General features: G+C 51.9%; 23 protein-coding genes. 15 read left to right on the plus strand and 8 right to left on the minus strand.

Annotated features, from left to right (window positions below; all coding sequences use genetic code 11):
* Positions 1 to 64: 64 nt before the first annotated feature.
* From MKQ70_RS11185 to MKQ70_RS11200, 4 genes are all read right to left on the minus strand, one after another.
* Positions 65 to 796 (minus strand): DUF481 domain-containing protein, encoded by a 732-nt coding sequence (locus MKQ70_RS11185; RefSeq protein ID WP_248070755.1) that lies wholly within the window; start codon positions 794 to 796, stop codon positions 65 to 67.
* 41 nt (positions 797 to 837) lie between these two features.
* Positions 838 to 2,241 carry a prolyl oligopeptidase family serine peptidase gene (locus tag MKQ70_RS11190; protein ID WP_308198997.1) on the minus strand — a complete coding sequence of 468 codons (1,404 nt, stop codon included), beginning with the start codon at positions 2,239 to 2,241 and terminating at the stop codon, positions 838 to 840.
* A gap of 857 nt (positions 2,242 to 3,098) precedes the next feature.
* Positions 3,099 to 4,508, minus strand: coding sequence for an ROK family protein (locus tag MKQ70_RS11195; protein ID WP_248070757.1), 1,410 nt, complete (start codon positions 4,506 to 4,508; stop codon positions 3,099 to 3,101).
* 551 nt (positions 4,509 to 5,059) lie between these two features.
* Positions 5,060 to 5,245 (minus strand): hypothetical protein, encoded by a 186-nt coding sequence (locus MKQ70_RS11200; RefSeq protein WP_248070759.1) that lies wholly within the window; start codon positions 5,243 to 5,245, stop codon positions 5,060 to 5,062.
* 32 nt (positions 5,246 to 5,277) lie between these two features.
* Between MKQ70_RS11200 and MKQ70_RS11205 the strand changes: the two genes are divergently transcribed.
* The 12 genes from MKQ70_RS11205 to MKQ70_RS11260 all read left to right on the plus strand — a co-directional run bounded on the left by MKQ70_RS11205 (position 5,278) and on the right by MKQ70_RS11260 (position 14,088).
* Positions 5,278 to 5,679 carry an acyltransferase family protein gene (locus tag MKQ70_RS11205; RefSeq protein ID WP_248070761.1) on the plus strand — a complete coding sequence of 134 codons (402 nt, stop codon included), beginning with the start codon at positions 5,278 to 5,280 and terminating at the stop codon, positions 5,677 to 5,679.
* Positions 5,680 to 5,687: 8 nt separating this feature from the next.
* Complete coding sequence (locus MKQ70_RS11210; RefSeq protein ID WP_248070763.1) at positions 5,688 to 6,026, plus strand: hypothetical protein; 339 nt, start codon at positions 5,688 to 5,690, stop codon at positions 6,024 to 6,026.
* A complete protein-coding gene (locus MKQ70_RS11215) occupies positions 6,020 to 6,448 on the plus strand; it encodes an acyltransferase family protein (RefSeq protein WP_248081271.1) in 429 nt (142 codons plus the stop codon). The genes MKQ70_RS11210 and MKQ70_RS11215 overlap by 7 nt, the downstream gene beginning before the upstream one ends.
* A gap of 62 nt (positions 6,449 to 6,510) precedes the next feature.
* On the plus strand, positions 6,511 to 6,954 hold the full coding sequence (locus MKQ70_RS11220) for a lipocalin-like domain-containing protein (protein ID WP_248070765.1): 444 nt from the start codon (positions 6,511 to 6,513) through the stop codon (positions 6,952 to 6,954).
* Positions 6,955 to 7,472: 518 nt separating this feature from the next.
* A complete protein-coding gene (locus MKQ70_RS11225; RefSeq protein ID WP_248070766.1) occupies positions 7,473 to 8,333 on the plus strand; it encodes a hypothetical protein in 861 nt (286 codons plus the stop codon).
* A gap of 89 nt (positions 8,334 to 8,422) precedes the next feature.
* Complete coding sequence (locus MKQ70_RS11230; RefSeq protein WP_248070768.1) at positions 8,423 to 8,692, plus strand: hypothetical protein; 270 nt, start codon at positions 8,423 to 8,425, stop codon at positions 8,690 to 8,692.
* Positions 8,689 to 9,597: a hypothetical protein gene (locus MKQ70_RS11235; protein WP_248070770.1), complete on the plus strand. Its 909-nt coding sequence runs from the start codon at positions 8,689 to 8,691 to the stop codon at positions 9,595 to 9,597. Before MKQ70_RS11230 ends, MKQ70_RS11235 begins: the two co-directional genes overlap by 4 nt.
* Complete coding sequence (locus MKQ70_RS11240; protein WP_248070772.1) at positions 9,555 to 10,805, plus strand: Ig-like domain-containing protein; 1,251 nt, start codon at positions 9,555 to 9,557, stop codon at positions 10,803 to 10,805. The genes MKQ70_RS11235 and MKQ70_RS11240 overlap by 43 nt, the downstream gene beginning before the upstream one ends.
* Positions 10,802 to 11,056 carry an Ig-like domain-containing protein gene (locus tag MKQ70_RS11245; protein ID WP_248070774.1) on the plus strand — a complete coding sequence of 85 codons (255 nt, stop codon included), beginning with the start codon at positions 10,802 to 10,804 and terminating at the stop codon, positions 11,054 to 11,056. Before MKQ70_RS11240 ends, MKQ70_RS11245 begins: the two co-directional genes overlap by 4 nt.
* Complete coding sequence (locus tag MKQ70_RS11250; protein WP_248070776.1) at positions 11,014 to 11,985, plus strand: T9SS type B sorting domain-containing protein; 972 nt, start codon at positions 11,014 to 11,016, stop codon at positions 11,983 to 11,985. Before MKQ70_RS11245 ends, MKQ70_RS11250 begins: the two co-directional genes overlap by 43 nt.
* Positions 11,986 to 12,004: 19 nt before the next feature.
* Positions 12,005 to 12,985: a PorP/SprF family type IX secretion system membrane protein gene (locus tag MKQ70_RS11255; protein WP_248070777.1), complete on the plus strand. Its 981-nt coding sequence runs from the start codon at positions 12,005 to 12,007 to the stop codon at positions 12,983 to 12,985.
* A 122-nt stretch (positions 12,986 to 13,107) separates the two neighbouring features.
* Complete coding sequence (locus tag MKQ70_RS11260) at positions 13,108 to 14,088, plus strand: aldo/keto reductase (RefSeq protein ID WP_248070778.1); 981 nt, start codon at positions 13,108 to 13,110, stop codon at positions 14,086 to 14,088.
* Between the two features lie 149 nt (positions 14,089 to 14,237).
* Here MKQ70_RS11260 and MKQ70_RS42140 read toward each other — a convergent pair whose 3' ends face one another.
* Together MKQ70_RS42140 and MKQ70_RS11270 are read right to left on the minus strand one after the other, a co-directional pair.
* Positions 14,238 to 14,468, minus strand: coding sequence for an amidohydrolase family protein (locus tag MKQ70_RS42140; protein ID WP_372490102.1), 231 nt, complete (start codon positions 14,466 to 14,468; stop codon positions 14,238 to 14,240).
* A gap of 523 nt (positions 14,469 to 14,991) precedes the next feature.
* A complete protein-coding gene (locus MKQ70_RS11270; RefSeq protein WP_248070780.1) occupies positions 14,992 to 15,570 on the minus strand; it encodes an amidohydrolase family protein in 579 nt (192 codons plus the stop codon).
* Positions 15,571 to 15,786: 216 nt separating this feature from the next.
* Between MKQ70_RS11270 and MKQ70_RS11275 the strand changes: the two genes are divergently transcribed.
* From MKQ70_RS11275 to MKQ70_RS11285, 3 genes are all read left to right on the plus strand, one after another.
* Positions 15,787 to 17,232, plus strand: a complete 1,446-nt coding sequence (locus tag MKQ70_RS11275) for a Na+/H+ antiporter (RefSeq protein WP_248081273.1) — start codon at positions 15,787 to 15,789, stop codon at positions 17,230 to 17,232.
* Positions 17,233 to 17,495: 263 nt separating this feature from the next.
* Complete coding sequence (locus MKQ70_RS11280) at positions 17,496 to 18,740, plus strand: Gfo/Idh/MocA family protein (protein ID WP_248070781.1); 1,245 nt, start codon at positions 17,496 to 17,498, stop codon at positions 18,738 to 18,740.
* A complete protein-coding gene (locus tag MKQ70_RS11285) occupies positions 18,692 to 18,892 on the plus strand; it encodes a hypothetical protein (protein WP_248070782.1) in 201 nt (66 codons plus the stop codon). The genes MKQ70_RS11280 and MKQ70_RS11285 overlap by 49 nt, the downstream gene beginning before the upstream one ends.
* Positions 18,893 to 19,015: 123 nt before the next feature.
* Here MKQ70_RS11285 and MKQ70_RS11290 read toward each other — a convergent pair whose 3' ends face one another.
* Positions 19,016 to 19,987 (minus strand): SPFH domain-containing protein, encoded by a 972-nt coding sequence (locus tag MKQ70_RS11290; protein ID WP_248070783.1) that lies wholly within the window; start codon positions 19,985 to 19,987, stop codon positions 19,016 to 19,018.
* A 1-nt stretch (position 19,988) separates the two neighbouring features.
* A complete protein-coding gene (locus tag MKQ70_RS11295; RefSeq protein ID WP_248070785.1) occupies positions 19,989 to 20,390 on the minus strand; it encodes a hypothetical protein in 402 nt (133 codons plus the stop codon).
* Positions 20,391 to 20,553: the final 163 nt, after the last annotated feature.

The following is a 20,553-nucleotide window of genomic DNA, read 5'->3' on the forward strand; positions in this document are numbered from 1 at the left end:
CCGTTCTGCTCCCGAAGGTTAAAAAAATTACACCAACGGCTAAAATAATACCAGCTAATGGTTGCTAAAAGTATTTCTCCAGGGTGATCCCATAGTTGACCAACAGGTTTTCTCTACCTGTGCGGTTAATACGGTTATAATTCAACGCCGTTGTAATGGCCAGCCAGGAGCGAAGTTTCACTGACACCGAGTTCACGCTCTTCAGAATATAGTCGTCCCCTTTCAGCAACGACTGCTGCCAGAACTGCGAACCTTCGAGCACTACGATGTTGTGGATCGTGAATTTATACATTACCCGCAACGAATTACGCACGGTCTGGTATTTTTCAGGAATGGTATCGTCGCGGATCAGGTCACTGTATTCGAAGAGCGGCCCATCACTCACGTTTAACATCGCTGTAGGCGTACGCAATATATCGTACGCAACGCCTAACCCGGCCTGCGCGCGGTTGTTGACCTTCAGCGAATAGCTGCGGTCGTAAGTGGCCAGTCCCCAGTAGTAAAAGCGGCGATTAGTACGGTAGATATTAAAGTTGAGCCCTGCGCTCACGTCGTTGTTCGTCTGCGCACCATTTTGCGCGCCATATACGTAAGCCGCATCAGCATTCAGGGAGATTTTCTTTTTGCTCACTTTAAACGCCGCCACGTTATTTAACAGGTAAGCGCGGCCATCGTTCGTTTGGTTGATCGAGCCGGTGGAAGCATACTTCGCGTAATAATGCACAGAATCGGAGAACTGTGCAGCCGTAGTAAGACTGCACAGCACTCCGATCGCCAGTAAAAATATACGGATCATGTCCGCCAAAGGCACAATTAGCGTGCCTGAATTGTTGAATGTCAGTCGTTTGCCACCATTTCCGATGGGCTCAGCTGCCAGGCATGATCATAAAAACCAGCCAGCTTTACACCGGCAGCGCCTGTTTCCAGCATCTTCGCCGAATACACCATAAAATCAGCGAAACCACTGGCGCCTGCGAAGTATTGGTTTGCATAAGCGGCCTTCATGCCTTCTATGCCGCTGCCGGTAATCACACCTACAGATGCTACATCAGAGCCTTTCAGCGGCCATACGAAACTTGCACACAGGTCACCGCCGGTCCAGGTTTTACTGCCCGCCGTTACCTTGTTGCGCGACACCTGTATCGGGCAACCTGACAGAAACCGGCTCCATGCCTTGTTGGTACTGCTGTTGCCATAAATAATCACACCGCGGTCTTTATATTGCGCTGCGTTATATTCTTTATCCGCAATGATATCCACCGCACCATTGCCGCGATAGTACCAGGTTTCCGCATCATGACGAGCTTTGTTATAGCTCCATTCGTTCTCTGCCGCCGAACCGCCGGTGCTGTATACAAACACCATGCGGTGATTGAACGCATCTTTTAAAGTACCGTAACGGTGCGGCCCTTTCTCCGTCAACGCCGGAGCAGTGACTGTTTTGCCACCGAGCAGGTAAACCGGGCTTTTGCCTGCCGTATGCTGGCTTTCCACGCCATCGATCGTAACTTTCACGGTAGTGCCGGGTGTAAAGTCGCCAAGATCAAAGCGCAGCAGGCGTACGTTTTCGGTGGTACCTGTAATGGTGCCCGCTGCCAGGTTGCGCTGCAGGCGGATACGGCTATACTGCAAGGGGTGCAGTTGCTGTTGCACAGACGCCCAACGGTAAGCATCCGAAATACCCGGGCTCGCCGTCATAAAATCGATTTGATTCACAGCAGTATCTACTTTGCGCAAATGCCATTTAAAGAAGTCGAAGATCGGGTTCCAGTCGACGCTGATATCACCGAACCAGTGTTCACCGCCGGGATATTCGTAATAGCTGAAATCCGGGTGGAATTTACCGAGCGAATCGCGCATCTGGCGGGCGTAATTCACGGATACCGTTCTGTCGGCATCACCATGAAATACATACACGCCGAGTGGCTTATAGTTGGATACGAGCTTAGGCACATCACTCTGGTTGCCTGCACGCAGCAACATCTGCTCCATGGGCACTTCGCTGCTGTCCGGGATCAATCCATCCGCGGAACCATATCCTTTCAACGTGGGATAACCCGCGCTGGGAGCAATGGCCGCCCACTTATCCGGATAGGTGGCGCCGAGGAACCAGGTGCCATGTCCACCCATCGAGTGCCCTGTTAGGTACACGTGTTGCGGATCGGGCTGGAATTTTTCGCGGGCAATACCGAGTACTTCCAGGGGCGTCCAGACGGCCCCAGTCTTCCCAGTTAAAACCACGCGGGCGGCGGTTCGTAGCTGCTACGAGCGTACCCCATTCTTTGGGGCGATAAGCCCTGGCCTGTCCGATCGCTTCCACACCGGCGCCATGCACCGATAAAAATAGCGACTGACCGGGCTTGGGTCCACCGGCCTGCGGCGTTACCGCGTAATATTGTAAACTGCCATCTATCTGACTAATAAAAGTAGCGGCATACTGCGCGCCTTTGCCCACCGCTTCTACAGGGGCTGCTGCTTCGTCCAGCACACGGCCCTTCTCCAGCAGCGCCACCGTGCAGGATAACTTCCCCTCGCTCGTCACCGCACCGGCATCAAAATTAAACGGCACTTTACGTGTAGTCATCGGCGGTATTACAGGCACTTCCGACATCACGGTTTTGCCTTGTAAAACAGCCCGCAGCTGCAATCCTTTTAAAGACTTATTGGAACTGTTGATCACCACGATGGCGCCCTGCAACATACCCGCGCCGGGAACAACAGAAGGCATCGTTGGATCTTCCGTATTCAGCAGCACCGGTTTATTCGGGAAACTGAGGCTGGCGGTAATGAACACGCCCCTCACGTAAAACTCGTTCACGCCTTTTTTGAGCTGCACGGGAATATACAGCCAGCCGGAGCTATACGGATCACCAGCATGCGGTTCTCCATTCACATACACACCACTGTTGCCTTTAATGTTCAACAATGCCGTGCGGGCTTCGGATGATTCATACGTAAGATAAAAATATCCGCCCCTGCCGAAGTTGCCGCCACGCATCATACCGCGGCGGAATAAACGATTGGCACTGTCGGCCGTGACGGCCTGCCAGGATTGCCCTTCTGCAAACACAGCACCATCGGCGGGCCTGGCCAGTTTATTATTGTAAAGTTGTGCGGCCAGCAGGTCTGAATAAATTGCTTCTCTCCCATATCGTTGCGGACTGGATACCGCAAGGCCCTTCGTAAACTGGTAGGTTGACTGAGAAAAAGCCGGCAGCGTTGGTGCGGCCAGCAGCAATAACGCCCATCTGATAGTTTTCATAGATTGTAATGTTCCTCGTTTCATGTAAATGCGCGTACCTTTTTTGATTCAGCTTATATTCTTTTACCCTGTTTTCCATCACGAGTGCGACAGCGCCTATTAATTCCGCCTGGTATCCCAGCGTGGAGATAGCCAGCTGCGTATTGGCGGCGAGGCGCGGAATAGTATGTTCATTCAGCGCCTGTTGTACGGGAGCTTCCCATACCTTGCCTGCTGTAGTACCGCGGCCACTCAGCACAACCGATTGCGGATTCATTAAATGAATAAGAATAGCTACGGCTTTTCCAATATCATAAGCCGTTTGCGACAGCAATTCTACCACAAAACGATCGCCCCGGTGCGCGGCTTTCACGATCGCTTCCCAGTCTGCCTGCGAATGACCGGTAGAAAAATCGGCGCCCAGCGTGGATAAACGACCGGAGCGCAAACCATTGATCGCTTTTTCTATCACGACTAACAGCGACGCTTCCGTTTCGAGGCAACCACTTTTACCGCAACTGCACAATTTATTATTGTTGAATACCGGGATATGACTGAACTCTCCCGCAAACCCATCGTGACCGCGGAACAGTTCTCCGTTCAGGATCATGCCGAGACCGATGCCCCACCCGATATTGATCACCGTTACATTTTTCTTGTCGCGCGCAGCGCCGAAATGCAGTTCTGCCAGGGCAATCAGGCTGGAGTCGTTATCGATGTACACGGGCATGCCCAATTCATCGGTGAGGTATTCGGTAATCGTTTTAGACCCGGAGAAAGTAAAGGAGTAGTTGATACCGTTCTCAAAATCGACAAAGCCGGGCATCCCAATACCCGCGCCCACAATGCGTTCGCGTGGGATGCCAGCTTCAGCGACTACTTCTTTGATAGTATCTTTCAGTTGTATGATAGCTTCCGGGTTGTTGCTCAGGGGCAATTCCAGCTCGCGTACCGGCGCCACGGGACGATTGCCCATATCCAGCAACGCGATGCGGGTAAATACCTGGTCCATGGCAACAGACAGCACGTACATCGCATCCTGGCGGATAGCGTAGGTTACGGGTCTTCTGCCGCCGCTCGACGGGGCATAGCCCGATTCCACGATGGAGCCGTCGGATAGCAGATCGTCTATCACCTTCATTACGTGTGGGATGCTTTTGCCCATGCGGTCACTGAGGTCAGTAGTGGATAACTTCCCCGAAAAATAAAACTCCCGCAGGGCCAGTGCCCGGTAAAAATACTTATTGACCATATGCGCCCGATCCAATTCGATTTACAAATACAGTGGTTGGTGCGGACAAGTCTCCGGTGTACGGTAAAACCGCACGGAAACCGCCTTCCCGCGAAGGGGCATCAGATCAAGATGGAGGATGATGCAGCTATTCAATACACGACGATTACACATTGCAGTGCAATTTGCTCACTGTTAAAACTTACTTACCGGTTGAATAAAAGACTACCTGGCAACTTGCTGTTGCTTAATTTGTTTAAGGCGTACATTTTCCGCTGGTTGAGACGTTCAGCTTCAACTCAGCGTCTTTCACTGTTGAAGTTGCATAGCGTTCACTGTTAAACAAAGCTAAAACTTAAAATCCTTACGGTACGTTCACTGTTAAGACGAATGTAGGAAAATCTTTTAACAAAACTAAAAGAATTGCCGGCAGATTTACCCATTTTCCCGGGTTCAGCGGGGTTGTTGCGGAGGGAATTGGCGGGGGCTGCAAGAGAAGCGATAACGGGTTTTTCAGGCTGATGTGCGTCACCTTAAGCGACAATCAGCCTGAAAAATAAATATTTGAAGAACAATCCCGTCGTTTATTACTTTTCGTCCTCTTCCTCTTCAAGGTCGTCTTTATCCTCCTCATCTCCCGCTTCCGCGATGTTTTTCACGATAGAGGAAATGGGGCCTTCCATGTGTTCTTCTGGGTGTGCGCCCGTGGTGCCCGGATCGGGTTTTAAGGCGGAATCTTCTTCTTTCTTTTTAATTGGATCTTTGTCTGACATGGCTTTACGTTTCTAACTATACCCGGAAAACCGTGCCATATGGCGCCTTCGGGTATTACGCCCTGTACGGCGTGGAACCGGCGCAACAACCTGGCCCATGCATTTATTCCGCAGCACTTGCAGATCCGTTTTGGAGCGCTTATATTGCGGCTTTTAATTGTGATCACGTCATGGAACAGGCAGCGACCAACAGCATTACATCATCCGACCTTTTACGAACCAGACCGCATTACGAAATCCTTGACGGACTGCGTGGCGTAGCCGCCATCGTAGTAGTGATTTTCCATTTTATGGAAATCGTGTATACTGATCCCGCGACCAACTTTGCCGGGCATGGCTTCCTGGCGGTAGACTTTTTCTTTTGCCTCTCGGGTTTCGTGATTGCCTATGCGTATGATAGCCGCATGGAAAAAGTTGGATTTCTTCCTTTTTAAAATTAAGGTTGATACGCCTGCATCCGCTGGTGGTATTTGGCTCCGTATTGGGACTGCTGGCCTTTTTGTTCGATCCGTTTACACCGGTGCCTGCGGGTTATGACTTTTGGCAGATTACGTTGCTCTTCACCATGTCTGTATTACTGGCGCCCTGGCCAAGTATGGCGGAACGCTATTTCAACCTGTTCAGCTTTAATGCACCGGCCTGGAGCCTTTTCTGGGAATATGTGGCCAACCTGTTTTACGGCTGGTTCCTCTGGAAAACAGACCGGCGCGTATTGCTGGTCATCGCCGTTATAGCTGCCGGGGACTGGGTTACATCGCCGGAACGGCCGGCAACCTGGTAGGCGGCTGGAGTGGCGGCACCTTCTGGCATGGCGGTGCGCGCGTCGCGTATTCCTTTACAGCGGGCATGATTGTATACCGCTTTCAATGGATCATTCGCAACCGGCTTGGATTTGCAGGTGTAACGCTGTTACTGCTGGCGGGATTGATGATGCCTTACTTCCCAAACAACAACTGGGTGGAATGGGCCATCGTAGTATTATACTTCCCCCTGCTGGTAGGCCTGGGTGCCGGTGCGCGGCTGCATGAAAAGCTGCACAACATCTGTGTGTTTTCCGGTAAAATATCTTACCCGCTGTACATGACGCATTATTCGGTGATGTGGATATTCGGCGGTTATTACGCTGCGCACAAGCCCGGCACACCACAACTGGCACTCATCATCGGGATAGGATTGCTTATATTACTGGCAGTGGCCGGATAACGATGAAATTTTATGACGAACCTTTAAGAGCGTTCCTGAGAAAAAAGCAAAATAAATTCCACATGCATACAAAGCCCCTTTTCGCCGCCCTGCTGTTACTGGCAGCCTGCGCACCGCAACAACAAAAGCCTGCTATCGAAGGCACCTGGAAACTGATTTCCGGCACCGTGATCGAAAAGAACGATACAACGTTTACCGACTACACGGCCGGCAAATCGTTTATCAAGGTCATTAACGGCTCCCACTTTTCTTTTACAGGCCACGATCTGAATGGCGGTAAAGACAGCGCCACAGCGTTCTACGGGTCGGGCGCGGGCACTTACACGCTGCAAGACAGCAACTACACCGAACACCTCGAGTACTGCAATGACCGGCGTTGGGAAGGCAACAGCTTCCACTTCACCCTAACGATTAAAGGTGACACACTGATCCAGCAAGGCACTGAAAAAGTGGCGGGTACAGCCATTGACCGCTTGAATATTGAAAAATACATCAGGCTGAAATAAGGAAACACACCTGCCGGCATATGACAATCTCTATGGATCCTATATGCATCCTATATCCCCTACCACCACCAGCGCGGGGCGTAGCGAATGAGCATATAGGATCCATACCCCACAACAAAAGAAAAATCTCGTCACTCAAAACACTGACCACCGTCATTCTTTTTTAGTTAAGCACTCCTCACGATCCGCTGAAACTACTGTAACGACGCTACTTTCCGGTAACACAAAAGTTATCTTTTGCGCTGATGATGTGATATAGATTCGTCGTAACTTTGCATCGTCATTGAAACAATTAAGCATAAAACATATCCTGCGTTAAGCGAACCATGTAAAGGAAACCCAGGAATACACCGAGTTTACTGAGAAAGCACATTTCAATCGTACACATCCGTTCACCTGCCAAAAAATTCAGCAGCAATGCTGGAAAGGGAACGTTTTGCCTGGCCGAATTACCATAGACTATGAACCTTACTTCCATAAAACACCTACTTCTCACCTGCTTTGCGATACTGCCCGTAATGGCGCTCGCGCAAATGCCTGTAAGCCCTTGCGGCCCCTCCGGCGGTAAGCGCGCGGATGTGACCGGCATGGAAGTGAAATACAGTGCTTCGGGTACGCCCGCACCAGTATTCAGGATTCCTGACGGTGTGAAATCCGTATCAGTCTATATTTCCTCTGAAACGGGCCTTACTACGAACATAAGCGACTATGCACAGGGCGATGAGGATTTCATTACCGTGAACGCGATCATCGACGTGGAAACGGGTATGTCGTCCGGTTATGTGAATTATGCGAAGAACACCAATACCGATGGCTCCGGCACGAACGTGTACGGCTGGCGGAATGTGGCCGTGGGCAATTATATACCGGCGGCCGCCAAAATCGGCGATGCCACGCCGGACCTTAATAACGTGAAGTTTACGATCAGCGGCGGGGAACTGACCATACAGCAGAGCGCTACAGGCATTCATTCTTCTTATTACGTCCAATATTTATCTCCCTACACCAACTCTCTGAATCTCCCGGAACCGCAGGTAAAAGGGCTGCTGCATGGCGCCGCCACCGCTAACACCGACCTCGTGATGCCGATCCCGGCCGGCGCCAACATCATCTTTATTTCGGGCAAAGGCACTAATTCCAGCGCGGCCGATCTCAACACGCCTAACGGTACCGAAGAAGGTTATGCGAACCTGCGTTTCACCCTGGACCTCGACAAAGCGCAGACACATGGCTTTATTACCCTGGCTAACGGCGGCTCCGCGAACAGGCGTTCCACTTACGTAATCAACGGGCTCGACATTCACTATACTGGCGACCTCCGGGTTCCGGGGCGGTTACGGGTGATATCAGTGCTAAACTGGCTAATCCCGGCGCTGTAGGAATCTACAATCCGAAAATTTACGTTTCCGGCAATAACCTCATCATTAAACGCGACGCAGCATATGCACGCGATTTCGATGATGCTTATGTGGTTGAATTTTACAAACGCACCGGCCAGGGTATGACGGCCGAGTTCATCAACTCCGATATTAAGAGCGTGCCGAAAGGGCAAAGTTCCACAAACGGCGCCAGCCGTACGTTTTCGATCCCTCCCGGCACCAGCGCCATCTACCTTACAGAAACAGGAAACGCCGTTAACACCGACCGCGAGAGTAACGAAAACTCCCGGAAGCCTATGCGTACATCGATCTCACCAACGAAACCGCCACCGGCTACTTCTACCAGCAGGTTGGTTTGATGAATACCGAACGCCGCGACGATAACTTCGCGTTTACCGGCCTGCCGCTGAACAACAGCAGCGCCCGCAGTCACCGGAACACAGTGGGTTTTAAAGGCCTTTACAATTACGATATCACCTTCTCTCTGTCGGCTGATAAAAGCCAGCTGACAGTTACGACAAAGACCGCGCTGGCCAACCCGGACTACCAGCTCTTGCTTTCTACCGAATACTACGGTTCCAAACCCGATATCGCTTTTAACCCGGCCGGCGTTAAGTTCACCCGCATAGACAGCAGTCGCGTCGTAAAAGCGCTGGTAACGGTATGCAACCCCGGTTCCGGCAACAGTAATGCCGGTATGCCGGTTTCCCTTTACGCGGGTGATCCTACTCGAACAGATACTGCGAAACTGATGTATAGCGGCATTTTCCCGGCGGGCATCCGGGCGGGTGAGTGTAAGGAGTTTACGTTTGATATTGACCTCAGCCGTTTTGCGAGTATTAATAAAGAGATTACTATTATCGCGAATGACAATGGCGCCACAGCCGGCAGTCAGCCTTTTTCGCTGAACACCACGGGTACGCAGCACCCGCTGCACCAGGAGTGCTTTTATGACAATAATTTGCTGACGGTTACCACTGGTATTAACACCGCTCCCAGCCTTGGTGAACGTGGCGCATTCGAGTACCGCAACCTGTTTCATGCGGGTGACACCGCCGGTGTTGGCATTGTAGACAACGATCTGCAACTGATCGATCCGGACGGTGACAACATGGTCAGCGCGACCATTACGTTAACGAATACACCGGACGTGCAGCAGAAGGGTTATGCATTGCGGGTGATTTACCGGCCGGCATCAGCATTTCAGGCAATAACACAAACGTGGTACTACTGTCGGGCACGGCGCCGCAGGACGCATATGTAGCCGCCTTCAAACTGCTGAGGTACCGGAACGGTAATTTGTCGCCCGACACCTCGAAAAGACTGATCACCGTCATTGTTCACGATGGAACAGACGCCAGTAAGCCATCTGCAACGATTATAGACGTAGTGACCGCGCCGCAGGCAATGGCTGCAGGCAATACCCTTCATATCGCGGATAACAGCACTACCACCCGCGTAAGTGACGGTACAAGTTTCGGAAAAACGGCGGATAGCAGCATTACCCATACTTTCTCTTTTCACAACACCGGTACCGGTTTTCTCAGGTTGACGGGTGCACCTGTTATCGGTGTTACCGGCCAGGGGTTCAGCGTTACCGCACAACCCGCAGCTACAGAGTTGCGCAGCGGTGACAGTACTTCATTTAAGGTTACATTCGATCCCGCGGGACTGGCGGGTGGCGAATACTCCGCACAGATACAGGTATCGAATAATGATGCAGATACAGACCGCGCCGATTACACCTTCGCACTTTCCGCCAGCATCAATCACCTTCCGGTACTGGTAGATACGGCGGTAACGGGACTGGAAGACCAACTTCTACAATTTAAGACGGCTGACTTTACGAATGCCTACCATGATGCAGATGGCAATACCATGCATCATATCAAGATAAACAGTTTGCCGGAAAACGGCGTGCTGCAACTGAATAACGTACCGGTGGCGATTGGCGACAGCATCACCGCTACGCACCAACTGCAATTTATGCCTGCTGCCGATTGGAACGGTACAACTCAATTTTCATGGACGGCGACAGATGGTATTGATGAAGCAGCGCTGTCAGCTTACATGCATATTCGCATCCTGCCGGTGAATGACACGCCCGTTATCCGGGTACCTGCCCGCATAACGGCTATTGAAGCAGCTCCCGCCGCTATCAATAATATTACTTTTGCTGACATAGATGCGGCGGCTGGCAACATGACTGCCACCTTTACGATTGACCACGGTGCATTAGCTGCAACCGCTGATGAAAGCGTAATGATTAGCGGCACGACTACACGTGTGATCCTGAATGGCAGTTTACCTGCTATTAACCAGTATGTTTCAGCGGGCCACCTGACCTTTACATCTCCTAAACGCCAGCGGGCGGCCATTACCCTGCATGTGGCCATTAACGACAATGGCAACACAGGATTGGGCGGTGCTTTGCAGGATTGGGACTCCTGCGCATTGAAGTTACCCCGGTGAATGAAGCGCCTGTTGGACAAGGCGACATGCGCGTCACGAAAGAAAATGAACCGGTTAGCGGCTTTGTAACCGGCGCTGATGCCGATGGCGACACCCTCACGTTTACTAAAAACAGCGAACCGGCACATGGTTCCGTGATCGTTAAAACCGACGGCACTTATACTTACACTCCTGAAAAGATTATACCGGTGAAGATCGATTTACCATTGTGCTTAACGATGGCTATGGTGGCAGCGCGGTGGTTACCGTAAACATCACCGTAACACCAGCACCGGTAGCGCCTTTGGGCAGTATTAACCTGGTAAAGACCGGCAGCCTGCACGACGGCAACGGCATCATCACTTACTCTTTTACGATCACTAATACCGGCAACACGCCGCTGAACAATATTACCCTGACCGACGAACTGCTCGGTCTGCGTCAAACCCTCACTGCAAACCTGGAACCGGGTGGCACTGCAGTGGCTAACGCAACTTATCGCCTTACACAGCGCGACCGCGAGCGTGGGCAAGTGACCAATACCGCACTGGTAGCAGGCACCACACCGGGCGGCATCACTGTAACCGATACATCGGGCACGATCGCCGGCAACAACGAGCCTACCGTTACTACGATCATCGGCGTACCGCTGGCCGTGAACGACGAAGCACATACACGAGCGGCCACGCCGGTAAAAGTACCCGTACTCAACAACGACGATGCCCGGCAGTCACGTTTCAACACTGCAACGGTGCGCATCATCGCCGGCGCTGCACACGGCCGCATCACCACTAACGGCGACGGCACCGTGATATACACACCCGATAACGAGTACAGCGGCGAAGATCAATTCACTTACCGCGTGCAGGATGCCAATGGTATATTGACCAACGTGGCCACCGTACGCGTAACCGTAGTAGCCGGCGATCTTACTATTCCGAAACTATTTACGCCAAATGGCGACGGCACCAACGAGAAATTTGAAATACGGGGCCTGCATCAATATGCGGAAAATGAACTGATCCTGTTTAACCGCTGGGGCAACGAAGTATACCGCCAAAAAAACTACCAGAACACCTGGCGCGGCGATGGACTCAGCGAAGGCACCTATTACTACATTTTACGTATCAGAAAAGCCGGCGCATCCACCTGGGAAAGCCTGCAAGGTTACACTACCCTGCTCAGAAATCTTCAACAATAATCCTACGATAACGTTATATATGAAAAAGATTCTCGCACTCACCGTACTGTTTCTTCTCGCTGCCCGCGCCACCTTCGCGCAGCAGGACGCGCAATACAGCCAGTATATGTTTAACGGTATCTACATTAACCCGGCATACGCAGGTTATAAGGAAGTGCTGAACATCCATAGCTACTACCGCGCACAATGGACCGGTATGGAAGGCGCTCCGCGCAGCTTTTCTGTTGCGGTGGACGGTGTCACCAACGATGGTAATGTAGGTATGGGCGTGCAGGTATCCGGCGACAAACTGGGTGCACAAAGTACACAATCTGTGTATGCGAGCTACGCTTACCGCATCCGCCTGAATGAAGAAGGCACTTCGCGCCTGTCGTTAGGATTGAGCGGAGGACTGGTGCAGGCTGGCATTGACGGGAACCTGCTGAACACACTGGAACCGGAAACGCACGCACCTGTCGGTAAACAAACCTCCGTTGTACCGGATGCGCGCGCAGGTATTCATTATGCTAGCGAACGTTTTTTCGCGGGCCTCTCTGCAAGCAATATCCTGGCCTCCCGCATGAGCAAAGCGAAATTCGTAAACATTCCCCAGCCGAGAATGCACTTCTACCTGACGGGCGGGATGGTATTGCCCGTGAATGAAAATATCTACTTCCGTCCTTCTTTCCTGGTGAAGGATGATCCCGGAGGGCCGAGTAGCCTGGATATCAACGCCTTCCTTATTTTCCAGGATAAGATTTGGGTGGGTGGCTCCTATCGCTCCGGGGTTAAGTTATACGAAAAGCCCAACCTGCAGTTAAACATCAAATCCCAGAACGCAGCCGTAGCGGCCGTTGAAATATTCCCCCTGCCCGAACTCCGCATTGGTTATGCCTATGATTTTGCCGTAGGCGCCCTGCAAAGCTATAACAACGGCTCGCACGAGATATCCGTGGCTTTTTCGCTGTCGCAGGTAGCGGCAAAGGCAAAAGGGCTGGTAGCCTGTCCTAAATTCTTCTGATATACCGGTCGACCACCCAGTATGGCCGGCCTCCTGAAAAATGGAGGGATCTTTGCAGCCTACAACCGTCGCGCGAACTAAATTCCGTCGCGGCTGTTATTTTAACCGCAAAAAGGACGCAAATGATTTACAGGAAACTAGGAAATTCGCTCGAAGTATCTGCTATTGGACTGGGTTGTATGGGCATGAGTTACGCCTATGGCCCCGCAGGCGACAAAAAAGACATGATCGCCCTTCTTCACGCGGCCATTGACCGCGGTATTACCTTCTTCGACACCGCAGAGGTGTATGGCCCCTACCTCAACGAAGAACTGCTGGGCGAAGCCCTCGCCCCACACCGCGACAAAGTGGTGATCGCAACTAAATTCGGCATTGGCAATAAAGACGGTAAACAAACGACGGACAGTCGCCCCGAAACCATCCGCGCATCCGTGGAAGGATCGCTGCGCCGCTTGCGCACCGATTACATCGACCTTTATTACCAGCACCGGGTAGACACCATGGTACCTATCGAAGACGTGGCCGGCACGATCGGCGAGCTGGTACAGGAAGGTAAGATCAAATACTGGGGATTGTCCGAAGCAGGCGCCCACACCATTCGCCGCGCCCACGCCACCTGGCCCGTAACGGCCGTGCAAAGTGAATACTCCATCTGGTGGCGCCGCCCGGAAGAAGCGTTGTTGCCTGCACTGGAAGAACTGGGCATCGGGCTGGTGCCTTTCAGTCCCTTAGGAAGAGGATTTCTCACCGGCAGCCTTGGTAAAGACACGCAGTTTGCGGACAACGATTTCCGCAAGGCCCTGCCCCGCTTTACACCGGAAGCCATGGAAGCCAACCAGGCGCTCGTAGCGCTGATCCGCCAGGTAGCCTCGGAAAAACATGCTACCCCGGCGCAGATAGCGCTGGCATGGCTCCTGGCACAAAAATCCTGGATCGCACCGATTCCCGGCACCACTAAACTGTCGAGGCTCGAAGAGAACATCGGCGCGGTGAATATTGAATTATCATCCGATGAGATCATTAATATCAATGCCGCAGCAGAACGAATCGCTGTAGAAGGCGACCGTTACCCGGAGGAGCTGGAGCGGAACACGAACCTCTGATGTTTGATGAACGTGCATGCGAAAAACTTTCACTTTATCCACGGATGCCGTTTCCGCATTACACGACATCAACGCTTACCTGCAGTTGCTGAAGCTGGACGCACTGAAAAATAAAATAAAAAGCTGGGTATGACGCCCGGCTTTTTTGTTTACTGCAGCGGACCTTTACTTACCTCCACCCCTGCTTTATATACCGCGTAAATATTGCGTGTTTGCTTCACGTCTTTCGATGGATCGCCGTTTAAGATCAGCAGGTCGGCCGTTTTACCGGGAGCCAGGCTGCCAAAGCGATCGGATATCTGCAAAGCTTTTGCGGCATGTTGTGTACCGGCGGTGAGCGCCTGTAAGGGAGTGAGACCGGCACGGACGAGCAGTTCCAGCTCCGGTGTTCACTAAAACCCTGTGCCCGTATGGGCTGAGCACCGGAATCGGTGCCGAGTACTATGATCACGCCGGCATCAGCCAGGCGCTTTACGTTCTGTAACGCAATTTCAAATCCTTTGATATTCTTCGCGTAAGCCGGCGTCTGCCGCAGTTTTTCACGATATTCAGGACTGGTGATCATTTCATATACCCCCGGCTCCAGCGATGCTTTAAAAAACGGATCGTTAATCCATGCAGGTTCTTCGGCGTAGATAAATGCAAATTCATCGAGCGACAGCGTGGGGATGTACATGACGCCTGCTGCTTTGATCTGCTGCACCAATGCATCACTGATCACGGTATCGCGGATGCTGTGGGCGATTACATCGAGACCATTTGCGACAAGGCGGCCGGCATCGGCGGCGTAGTAGAGATGGGCAAATACCCGCAACTTGCGTTGGTGCGCTTCCGTGATGATCGCTTTATATACGGCACTGTCCATTTTGTTGACAGATCCACCGAAATCATCTACCCATATTTTTACCGCATCCGGCCGCATGCCGGCAAGAGTATCCATCTGTGCCGGCACCTGTGCGGCATCATTAGGCGGAATAACAGGTCCGCAAAACTGGCGGGCGGCGCTCCGCCGGTAACACCAAAGCCCAATGCGGCAGTGTGAATGCGCGGGCCGGGCAGCCACCCTTTGGCGGAAGAGTCACGCAGCCCCGTTTGGAACAGCAGCGGGCGATCGGTGCCAAGTACGAGTACATTGCCGATACCGTAGTCGCCATACTTCTTCAGCTGGGAGATAATATTATCGCGGGTGTAGTACGCTGGTTTGGCCGCTGTGCCTTTCACGAGGCCCAGGTGTACGTGGGCGCTGATCAGGGAGGGCATCACCGTTTTACCGCTCAGCGGCACCACTTTCAGGCCCGTGGTATCGAGCCCCTGCCCTATGGCTGCAATCGTATCGCCTTTGATGAGCACATCCATATGCCCGCGGGCGGGTCCACCCGTACCGTCGATCAGCGTTACGTCACGTAACAACAGTCCGTCGCCGGCCGTTGGTTGCTTGCAGGCTATGCACAGCACGACCGGCAGTATAATCCATATTCTCATGCGGATGATTTTGTCGCTTTTATAGCAAAAACCATGCATTTTCTTAAGCAATTCTTAAGGTTTATATCACCAAGATGCTTACTCATGGCCCGTCTCCACTTCCTTCTTTGCCCTGAATGCGCTATCTTTGCGGTTCACCAAAAAAACGACGGGTATTGATACAACAGCAACTCCTCCTGATTTTATCGCTTTTTTTTTGCCATGGCCATGCTATTTATGCTGAGCCAAAGATTGAAAATTTCTTACCCCATTTTCTTAGTAATAGGTGGATTGGGGATCAGTTTTATTCCTGGTATGCCACGGCTCAACGTAGACCCTAACCTCGTGTTCCTGATCTTTCTGCCGCCGCTGCTGTTTGAGGCTGCATGGCACTCCTCCTGGCACCAGTTATGGAAATGGCGCAGATCAGTACTGAGTTTGGGGTTCGGACTGGTATTGGTGACTTCACTGGCTATTGCTTATTTCTCTGTTAAAATCATCCCCGATTTCACGCTGGCGCTGGGCTTTCTGCTGGGCGGCATCATATCGCCCCCTGACGCGGTAGCGGCTACTTCTGTATTGAAGGGCATGGATGTACCCAAACGTGGCCTGACGATCCTGGAAGGTGAAAGTCTCGTGAACGACGCAGCTTCATTGACGGTATTCCGTTTTGCGATTGCTGCTATCCTCACCGGTAATTTTGTTTTCCAGAAAGCGGCGGTAGATTTCCTTGAACTGGCCGTAATGGGTGTTTTTGTAGGACTGCTCATTGCACACTTATTATATTGGGTATTACGCTACTGGGTACGCGCATCCAGCATTACTACACCGATTACGCTGATCGCGCCTTACCTGATGTATATCGTGGCGGAGCATTTTCACTGGTCGGGTGTACTGGCGGTGGTGAGCGGCGGTTTGTTCCTCTCCTTCCGATCCAGCGACTTCCTGAATTACCATACCCGCCTGCAAACGCAGGAAGTATGGACAACGGTGGGCTTCCTGCTGAACGGGTTCGTATTCATCCTCATCGGTCTGGAACTGCCGGTGATCGTGGAAGGACTGGAAGACTACTCCATGCAGGACGCGATCAAATACGCGCTGATCATCAGTGCGCTGGTCATCGTGATCCGTATAATACTCGTGTACATGTCGGCATTCATTCCACGCTGGCTGAGCCCCGCCATCCGTGCATCGGAAAAGAGTCCCGGCGCAAAACTGCCGTTCATTATCGGTTGGGCGGGCATGCGTGGCGTAGTATCACTGGCTTCCGCACTGGCCATCCCGTTAACGCTCGACGACCAGATGACTGCCTTCCCGCACCGTAACCTCATCCTGTTTATCACGTTCGTGGTGATATTGATTACGCTCGTATTCCAGGGCCTTACGCTGCCGTTCTTTATCAAATGGCTGAAAGTGGAGGAGGTAGACGAATACATCCCCGAAGAAGAGCAAATAGAGGCCATTCGCGTGGAGCTGGGTAAAACCGCGATCCAGTACCTGAACGCTAACTATGCGGTGGAAATGCAGCAATACGAAACGATCGGCCGCATCAAAGAACAGATAGAGCGCAGTGTGAATGCTTCCGAATCTTCTTTCCAGGAAGAAGACAAAAAGCAGGCGCTTAATAGCGTGCGCGGCCTGAACCGTAAAATCCTCCACGGAACTCGTTTCCCTGCGCCGTGACGAACTGGCGCGACTGCGACGGGAAGCTAACTACGACGAAGAGGTGCTGCGGCTCATCGAAAACAGCCTCGACCTCGACGAAGCACGGTTGAACAAAGCATAAACTTATCTACCCTGAAATAATACCGCTGGCAAAGAAGCACTTCTTTACCAGCGGTATTTTAGTTTAAAAGGAAGTTCTGTATCTTGTTCCGGGCCAGACCCGGGAAACCCTCGCCCTGCCTACTCTTAAACAGTATTAAATACCACGTCAAAAAATCAACATGATGTCTAACCAGGACAACCGTAGAAAATTCCTCAAACAAGTTGGTGCAACAGGCCTGCTGTCCGCCTTTGCTCCCCTGGCAACTTTAGCCGCACGCGAAAAAGCCGAACAACGGACTTTATTTTACGAACGCAAAATATCCAACGCAGATAAAATCCGTGTTGGAGTGATCGGCTTCGGAGTACAGGGCCACTTTGACCTGGCCACCGCGCTGAAAGTACCCGGCGTAGAACTGGCCGGCATTTGCGACCTGTATACCGGCCGTCTTGAAAATGCCCGCGAGCTGTATGGCAATGATCTTTATACCACCCGCGATTACCGCGAACTGCTGGCCCGTAAAGACATTGACGCGGTAATTATCGCTACCATGGACTGCTGGCATGCAAGAATGACCATCGATGCATTGAATGCGGGTAAGGCCGTGTATATCGAGAAGCCGATGGTGTACAAAATCAGCGAGGGACAATCCGTAATCGACGCTCAACGCAAAACAGGCAAGATATTACAGGTGGGCAGTCAGCGTGTGAGCAGCATCGGCCTGGCAAAAGCGAAGGAACTGCTGGCCGCCGGCGAAATCGGTAAACTTAACATGGTAAATGCGGCGTACGACCGCCAGAGCTCCATCGGCGCCTGGGAGTACACGATCCCGAAAGACGCCAGTGCGGACACAGTGGACTGGGACCGCTTTATCGCGGCTACCGGCAAAATGCCGTACGATCCAAAGAAATTCTTCTGGTGGCGGGCATATAAAGAAATTGGTACCGGTGTAGCGGGCGACCTGTTCGTACACCTGTTGAGCGGTACGCATTTCATAACCAACTCCAAAGGACCTAACACGATTTACAGCACCGGCCAGTTCAGTTACTGGAAAGACGGGCGTAACATGCCGGACGTGATGGCCGGCGTACTGCAATATGGCGACACACCCGAGCACCCGGCGTTCCAAATGACACTGCAGGTAAATTTTATCAGCGGTACCGGCGGACAGGAAGTGATCCGTCTCGTAGGTTCAGAGGGCGTGATCGAAGTGAAAGGCAGCAGCCTGCACATCACGCACAGCATTATGCCGGAAGCACCGGGCTTCGGTGGATATGATTCTGTATTTACCTTCCCGAAGAAAATGCAGGAAGAAATGAAGCGCGAACACGAAGCCAAGTGGACGGAAGCGCAGCGTAAGTCAAAGAAAAACCCGATGTGGACTTCAAAGCACCGGCGGGTTATAGCGATCACCTGGACCACTTAACGAATTTCTTTGATTCGGTGCGGACGGGCAAACTGGTAGTAGAAGATGCCACGTTTGGTTTCCGTGCGGCGGCGCCGGCGTTGGCTTGTAACGACAGTTATTTTTCCAAGAAAATTATTCGCTGGGATCCGGAGAAGATGAAATTGGTATAAAAAGATGAAGTGTGCGACGCAACGGACGCTTCATAGTAAAGAGAAAGCCGGGAACACATCGTCCCGGCTTTTTTTTGCCAAGATCTGTAATGAGCAGCGGATTTATTTGCCGAAGTTCCTGGCTTAAAGTTCTTTCATGATATCGGCTTTCTTCTGCTTGTATTCATCTTCATCGAGCAGGCCATCGTCGAACAGTTCCTTCAACGCTTTCAGGCGGTCTTTTACAGATGGCGCGGATGGCTGTTGTGCCAGCGGCGACACATTGAGCGCCGTGATCAGTTGCGCTGCCTGTCCGCCCTTGTTACGGGCAGCATCGCGCAAAGCCATCATTTGTTGCAGCTTTTCGAATGAAACGTCTGCCAGCTTTGCGGCCTTCGCATCTGCCTGCACATCCGAAATACCCGCGATACGTTTGTTCGTGTCCTCATCGAACGATGCGCCTTCGATTCGAAAATCAAGCAACTGGAAACCGAAAGATGCAAATTCTTTTTCCGTTTGCTCTTTGGCGTCCGCGGCAATCTTTTCCAGGTTGCTGTCTACTTCCGCATAAGAAAACCGGGCATTTGCCAGGTAATGGCTGATGGGTTGCCCGATGCGGGAGCATAACAGTTCCTGCAGTTCATACGCGTAATACGCCTCCTTTGCAGCTACAATACGCGTGAAGAAGGCTTCCGGCTGCGTGATCTTAATGGAAAAATTCCCGAAGGCCCGCAGGTTCACCGGGAAACCATACACCGGATCATTGTATGTGATCGGGATCCGTGTGCCCCAGCGAACATTTACAATGTCCGCCGCACGGTAAAACCACAGGCCTGTTTTATGATCACTCTCGAAAAAGTTCAATACCTTTTTGAGGTTCGTGAAAAACGGGTGGTTGTCCGTATCGAGGCTATATAACCCCGGCTCCGAAAACACACCCTTTATTTTACCTTCATACGCAAACATGCATCCCTGTCCCGGCTGCAACACCAGGCTGGACGCATTTTTCACTTCATCTCCGCTGCCCGTATATTTCCTGAACACCTCCCATTCTTCGGGGTTCTGCCAGGTAACAACCGCGCGGAACTGGTTTTTCGCCGCATCGAGTAGTCCCATACTAGAATTTTATATCGTCAGCAAGATTGGCTTTATGATCCGCGTAATAGGCTTCAAAATGATTTCTCCATTTGTCCTGCAACGCTGAGAAATATTGAAACTTCTCCGCGTAATCGGGTTTGGTGTGGTCGAGCAGGTCATTCTGGTAATTCATGTAGTGCATGTTCAACGCGCCCCACTGGCCGATTTTGATGCCATACGCTTCGAGAACGGAGATGGGATCAACGCCATGTCCGGCGGCTACCGACTGGTGCCAGAAGATTTGCTGGTAGGTTTCATAATCGGGGGCCAGGTGAAGCAGCTCTTCACCGCTGGCAGCAGTGGCTTTACCGGCAAAGCGGCCGGCTTTCGGGTTAGCGAACAATTCGCCATACTTGGTGGCGTAGTTCATGTCCTCGGTCATCAGTTCGCCGAGACGGGTGCCCCACTTTTCGTTGGTTTCATCCCATACTGGTTTTTCAAGTTCCGGATTTCCAGTATAGTGGTTTCAGGCATTCCCTGGGCCAGGTTTCCGCATGCAGCTGCATACTCTTCAAAAGATACTCCGTTAATTTTTTCCATGGTTT

The organism is Chitinophaga sedimenti, assembly GCF_023156195.1.
Lineage (GTDB): Bacteria > Bacteroidota > Bacteroidia > Chitinophagales > Chitinophagaceae > Chitinophaga > Chitinophaga sedimenti.